At 64.4% G+C, this 6,278-nt stretch carries 6 protein-coding genes; 3 read left to right on the top strand and 3 right to left on the bottom strand.

Translation table 11 applies throughout. The features are described 5' to 3' along the window. Positions 1-155 precede the first annotated feature (155 nt). From KVT37_RS27460 to KVT37_RS27450, 3 genes are all read right to left on the bottom strand, one after another. Positions 156-1,001 (bottom strand): GcrA cell cycle regulator, encoded by an 846-nt coding sequence (locus tag KVT37_RS27460; RefSeq protein ID WP_217578142.1) that lies wholly within the window; start codon positions 999-1,001, stop codon positions 156-158. Positions 1,002-1,111: 110 nt separating this feature from the next. Continuing rightward, on the bottom strand, positions 1,112-1,435 hold the full coding sequence (locus KVT37_RS27455; protein ID WP_217578141.1) for a hypothetical protein: 324 nt from the start codon (positions 1,433-1,435) through the stop codon (positions 1,112-1,114). Continuing rightward, positions 1,432-1,680, bottom strand: coding sequence for a hypothetical protein (locus KVT37_RS27450; protein ID WP_254634297.1), 249 nt, complete (start codon positions 1,678-1,680; stop codon positions 1,432-1,434). The genes KVT37_RS27455 and KVT37_RS27450 overlap by 4 nt, the downstream gene beginning before the upstream one ends. A 155-nt stretch (positions 1,681-1,835) precedes the next feature. On the opposite strand from KVT37_RS27450, the gene KVT37_RS27445 reads away from it, so the two are divergent. From KVT37_RS27445 to KVT37_RS27435, 3 genes are all read left to right on the top strand, one after another. Next, positions 1,836-2,468, top strand: a complete 633-nt coding sequence (locus KVT37_RS27445) for a S24 family peptidase (RefSeq protein WP_217578140.1) — start codon at positions 1,836-1,838, stop codon at positions 2,466-2,468. Between the two features lie 166 nt (positions 2,469-2,634). Next, positions 2,635-5,244 carry a tetratricopeptide repeat protein gene (locus KVT37_RS27440; RefSeq protein WP_217578139.1) on the top strand — a complete coding sequence of 870 codons (2,610 nt, stop codon included), beginning with the start codon at positions 2,635-2,637 and terminating at the stop codon, positions 5,242-5,244. 135 nt (positions 5,245-5,379) lie between these two features. Next, a complete protein-coding gene (locus tag KVT37_RS27435; RefSeq protein ID WP_217578138.1) occupies positions 5,380-6,252 on the top strand; it encodes a DUF2167 domain-containing protein in 873 nt (290 codons plus the stop codon). Positions 6,253-6,278: the final 26 nt, after the last annotated feature.

Below are 6,278 nucleotides of genomic sequence, written 5' to 3'. Positions count from 1 at the left end.
TAGGGCGCTCCCCTCTCCGTCTCGGCTTCGCCGAGCCACCTCTCCCCACTTCGTGGGGCGAGGAACCTTGATCTTGCGGCGCCTCGTTTTCTTCGCGCCCTCCTCTGTCCTGCCGGACATCTCCCCCGTGAGGGGGGAGATTAGAAGCTCAACCCTCACATCCCTCTCCCGCGATGGCCGTGGAACCGCGCGTGATGATGCGCGCAGTAGGAGCGCGTGCCTGTCGTGCGCAGACCGCAACAGAGCATATCAAGGCCAGGGCGCGCGCCCGGTGGGTCGTGTTCCGGCTCCTCGCGCAGCGCGAGGTCGAGCGGGGCGCGGCAGCGGCCGAACAGGCAGTCGAGGAAACGCATCGCCGCCACATGCGGCTGGCGGCCGGGATTTACCGGGGGTGGCGGTGCGGGGAGCTTGTAGCGCCGGGCTTCGGATTTCTCGCGCTCACCGGGGGCGAGCCAGGCGGGCGGCAGCGTGCGCGCGGGTACGCGGGGTTTGGGTTTTTTGGACTTGAGGGCGCGGGCAGAGACAATCTCCGTTTGCTTGGCGGTGCCATGGGCCGACACATCGGCGGGACAGCGCCCTCCTCTGCCCTGCCCGTCCTGCGCGACAGCTGCGCTGCAGCTGCGGAGGGTGGACCGGGCACCTGCCTCACAAAGAGGGAGATCGGCAGTGTCGGCCTCGACGCATTCCGCCAACTCTACATATCTCGAAAGCGCAGCCGGCTCGGACAGCGTGACGCCCCCGGCCGCCGCCGTACTCCGCCTTCCCGGACGATCCGGCCGCGCATGTTTTCGCGGCCTGCCGCCGGCGCGGCCGCCCTTCGGATTGGCGAAACCGATGGCTCTCAAGCCGGCGTTGCGGTGGACGATGCCAATGATGGCGTTGCGCGAGACCGGGGCGCCGCGCAGCGCGCTGAAGCGACCGGCGATGCGAGAGGCCGAAAGCCCCTCTTTCAGCAAGGCGGCGATCTCGTCGATTTCCTTTTCGGTATAGGCGGCTGCCATCTTCTCATTCCATTGATTGCTAAGGGCGTGCGAAGGGCCGAGCTTGCGGCCAAGCGCCAGGGTTCGGCCGCGAGGCCGTCGCTCAGGTCAGGTCGGGGAAAGTGGTGGGTTCAGGCGGCGCCGGGCGCGGCGCCGTTCAGTCGATCAAGCGCCGCCTCGGCGGCGGCGCGCGTCAGGCCCGACACCGCCCGGCCCGTCATCCGGTCGAACAGGATGACGGTGCCGTCCTCGGTGCGGATGCAGCTTGTGGCCGAATTGGCGGCCGGAGCCGGGGGAGGAGCGGCTCCGGCCGTTCCGGTGAACCGGGGTGCGGGCGGTTCGACCGGATCCGGGGCAAGCGCCCCGGGATGCGCCCGAACCGGGGAGGAGGACGGTCCGGACGATTGGAATTCGACAGGTGACTTGAATTGGAAGGATTGGGGCAGCGCGTTCATGCCGCCTCCCCTCGCGTGGCCGAGAGGCTGCGATGGCCGGCCAGCCATTCGTAGCTGATGCCGGCAATGCCCAGCCTGTGGCTTGCCGCCACCACATGCGGCCAGTGCTGCGGCGCGATGCGGCCGCGCCGGCGCATCTGCCGCGCCGCCTCGTAGCCGCAGCCGACATCGGCGGCGAAAGCGCCGATGCTGTGCCAGCAATCGATAAGCCCCGAGATATTCGTGGGCAGCTCGGAGATGCTCATCGGCCGTGCCGCCATGCTGACGGGCAGAACCGGAATCACCGGTCGTGCGGAAATGCTTGCGGGATGCTCATTCATGCGCTAAGCGTACGTTATGTACGAACGACGCGCAAGCGAAATCGTACACTTTGGACGATAATTTTCAGGCATTTTGTACGATGATGGATTCTCGGCACAGACTGCAGCAGGCGCGCGCCCAGGCCGGCTATGCCTCGCCCAGCGATGCGGCGCGGGCGCTGCGCGACGTCAATAAGAACACGCTGATCAGCCATGAGAACGGCAACCGGCCGCTGTCACGAAAAGCTGCCGAGAAATACGGCCGGCTGTTCGGCGTCGACCCCGGCTGGCTGCTGTTCAATGCAGATGGCGCCGAGGCCGCACCGGTCAATCTCATGCCCTCGCCCATCACCGTCGACGTGCCGATCGTGTCGTGGATCAGCGCCGGCGAGCTCGGCAGCCAGGACAGCGTCGTCAACCTTTCCGACTATCCGACGATCCCCACCGCCGACCTCGAGGAAGGCGAGTGGATCGCGCTGCGCGTCGACGGTCCGTCGATGAACAAGATCTCGCCGCCGGATTCGATCATCTTCGTCAACCTGCGCGACAAGCGGCTGGTGACCAATGGCTGCTACGTGATCTCGGACGAGACGGGACGGGCCACCTACAAGCGCTACCGCCCCAACGACAATCCGCCATTCCAGCCGGCGTCCTATATGGACATCCCCCCGCCGGAGCTGGAGGGCGCGATTACGATCATCGGGCGGGTGAAAAGGTCGATGATCGATATGTGAGGGTGGGCGTGGAACAGGCCCAGAAGCCGCCCCGGTCTCGCTGACGTTAACCTTAGAAGCGCAGGAATGCAGCTCTCGCAATTTCTGCTTGCAATCCAGAACAAAAACAGAACTATATAAGCAATTGCAGCCGCCGTCGCGGCATCTCCGGGGGGAGGATCAAACCATGTCTCGCCGCACTGGCGCGGTCTCGCGCCTATTCGTTGCCGTGCTCTCACTTGGGCTGGCGCTTGCGGGAGTGGTGGTGCTTTGCGCGCTCGCCGCCGAGGCGCCCGGGGCGGAAAAGGCGCCCAAGCCGGATCTTACCTCTTTGACAAAGCAGTTGGAGGCAGCCGGCAACCAAGTTCGTTCAAAACTTGCTGCCAGGGAGATCAGACGAGGGCTGGAGCAGCAGCAACAGGGCGACCTAGCAGGGGCGATCAACTCCTTCAGCATGGCTATCGCAGACGACCCTGACAACGCCGACGCGGTTTACGACAGGGCGGCGGCAGCGGCCGCAAGCGGGGATGACACTCTTGCCGCCAGCGACTGCCGGCGCGCCATCGAACTCGACCCGCAACGCGCCGGCGCATGCGCCGCGCTCATGGCCGGCCAGCCAGCCGTTCAGGTCGCCGAGACACAGGATCAGGCCGCCGCTAAGATATTGGTCGACCGCGCCGGCGCGCGCCTGGCAAAATATGGCGTCGACGGCGCGCTGCTCGACTTCGACAAGGCGATCGGCCTCGATCCCAAAAATGCCGACGCCTATCTGGGCCGCAGCCGCGCCAAAGCACTCAGCGGCGACCAGACTGGCGCGGCGGCGGATTGCCGGCGTGCCGTTGAACTCGATCCCAACCGCACGGGCAGCTGTGCCGGGCGGGTTGCCGGCGACGACGAAAAAACCGCGCCGGCGCCGGACCCCGAGCAGCCAAGGCCGGCGGTCGCCGCTTCGAACCCGCAAACCGTTCGTCCGAATTTGACGGCCACGGACGACACGCTGGCTGCAAAGACCTTGGAGACAAAAGACCAGCGCGCGCTGCAAGCGATCCTGGGTGGCGATGCCTGGCTGGACATGGGCAAATACGACAAGGCGATCGGCTCCTATGACGTGGTGATCGCGCTCGAACCCGACAATCGCTTCGGTTATTTCGGCCGTGGCAGGGCCAGAGCCGCCAGAGCCGAGTACGGCCAGGCGATCGCCGATTTCGACAGGGTCATTGAGCTCGCCCCCAATTTCGCCGCAGCGTATTTTCGCCGCGGCCTCGCCAAGGTGACGTCCGGCGATGTCGACGGCGCGCTTGCCGACTGCGACCGAGCCGCTAGTCTCGACCCGAAAGCGCGCGATGCCCACTATTGCAAAGGCATGGCCTGGCATGCCAAGGGCGACGCCGGGCGCGCGATCGCGGCCTATTCGGTGGCGATCGGCATCGATCCCAAGGATGACGCCAGCTTCTATGCGCGCGGCATGGCCCGAGCCGACCGGAAAGACTATGCCGGCGCCATTGCCGATTTCGACCGGGCGCTCAAGCTCGATCCCGGCAATGGTGACTATGCCATCGCCCGAAGGGCAGCAGCGGCGGCGAACGGCCAAAGCGATGAGGCGGTCGCTGCGGACGGCACGGATCTGCGGGCTGCCATGCCACTGTTGAAGCGCGGCGACGCCTTCTATGCAAAACGCAAATACGACCGCGCCGTCGCTGAGTACAGCCGCGCCCTGGCGCTAGCGCCAAACGAACCGTCGACCTATTCGGCGCGCGCTAGGGCGCGCATGCAAAAGGGCGAGTATGACGCGGCCTTGTCCGACGTCAACCGAGCGCTTGAGATCGATCCATCCTACATCACAGCCTATCATGCCCGCGCTCTTATACTGATAAAGAAGCGCGAGCCGGAAAAGGCCATCGCCGATTTCGACCGTGCGATCGAAATGAAACCGGACTATGCCCCGCTTTATTTCGGGCGCGGCAGCACTTGGTATTCTATGGGCGACTTCGACCGCGCCGCCGCCGATCTCGACCGGGCGCTCGAGCTCGATCCTAAATCCGACATGGCACGCCCGGGTCGTAAATTGGCAATGGCTGCGAAGGAAAAAGCTCTTGCCTCGAAGACGTCAGGCAAGCTGGCCAGCCAAGCCGGCAAGCAGACGCCCGCGCCCCAAGCGTTGACCCATGCCTACATCGACGCCGAGATTCAGAAGCAGGACTCGCAGATATTGAAGGCAATCGCCGAGGAGTTCCCGGACGATTACAGCGCGTTGATCGACAACGTCATGGTCGTGGCGCGCTTGGGAGGCAAGCAGGCGGTGCGCGACACCAGTCGGGTTACGGTCGCCAAACTGCGGCGTAGGTATGCGCCGCTGTTGCCTTCCACTCCGGACAACGAAGCTTCGCAGGCGCTCTCGGCTCAGCTTGGCATGCTCAACTACCTGATGACGCGAAAAACGCCAGCCACCTGTGACAATTACCTGCGCAAAGGGCCGGACGCGGTCAGCGCGCCTGATAGTGAATTTATGGTTCATCTGGACAAGATCGGCGCAACACTGTTTCGCGCTTTTGGTGCCGCCAAAAGAAGCGGTCTGCCGGCGGCCGAACCTGCCGATCAGGATTGGTCGCTGCTCGCGGACGCCTTCACCAGAGGCGGCGGCACGCCGGCCGAGATGGACGCCATCGCGAACGCCAATGAGGATTTCGCGGACCTGTGCCCCGCAACCGCGAAATTGTTTGCGGCAGCCCTTTCGCTGCCGGGCGAGCCTGGACGACATGTCAAAACCGCCCTGCTCTACGCCATCGTGAAGAATTAGGCGCGCCGCGGCGATGCCGGAACGTTACAGTCTGCATGAAGAACAAAAAAAGAACTTTTCCGTCTTGTACTTGTCTTCGAAATCCTCTTAGATCACGACTGCGTGAGGTTGGGTTCCCGCTGGCGGGAGGGGGTCATGAACAAATCCATCAGGGAAAATCTGATTTTCATTGCGGTGGCGCAACTCTGCCTGTTGGCGCAGCCGGCCATCGTGCATGCCGAGGACGCGAACTATCATCCGCAGGATTTTACCCAGCCTCTGAGCGCCGCCAGAGGTACGATCGCTCCGGCCGGCAGTGGCGCCTTCTACCTGAAGCCGGAGGAGCGCTGCGATCTGGTGGTGAAGGAATTCGGCTGGGACCGCGGCGAGTGCGGCTCGATCGATCAGCTGATCTTTGGCTTGACGCCGGAGATCGACAACCTGACTGTCGAGAAGCCGGTTTCGGATGGCTATGTCAGCCTCGCCGACTGGGACAGCGGCGACCGCAGCTCGGAAATCGGCTCGATCGAGGAGAGTTTTAAGGATTCGGTCAAAGCGCAGTCGCAGCGGCTCGGGCAGGACATCCGCTTCGACGGCTGGCTGGTCTATCCGCAGATCGATAAGGGCAAGAACATCCTCTACTACGCCAACATCCTGAACTGGGGCGGCGACCGGACCATCAACATCTCGGTCTCGATCTTCGACCGGCAGGGCTATGTCCCGATCAAGATCGTGCCGGTAAGCGGCAACATCACAGGCGATGACGTGCAGAAGATCGTCGCGGCATCAGCGGCCGCCTACAAGCCGCAGGCCGGCTCGTCCTATTTCGAATTTTCCAGCGGCGACAAGGTGGCCGGCTATGGCGCGCTGGGCGTGCTGGCGACGATGCTCGGCGTCAAATACGGCGGGGCCGCCAGCGCCGGGCTGATTGCGCTGGCCCTGGTGGTGCTGAAGAAAGGCGCCTTCCTCCTGCTGTTGCCTCTGGTGTGGCTGAGACGGCTGTTCAGCAGGAAGAAGGCCGATAGTTGAGCTTTCGCGCCAAGGCTGATGGCGAA

The organism is Mesorhizobium sp. GbtcB19, from assembly GCF_019091085.1.
Lineage (GTDB): Bacteria > Pseudomonadota > Alphaproteobacteria > Rhizobiales > Rhizobiaceae > Mesorhizobium.
Note: the sequence above shows the minus strand (reverse complement) of the source record. Positions and strands in the feature narration are given on the sequence as shown.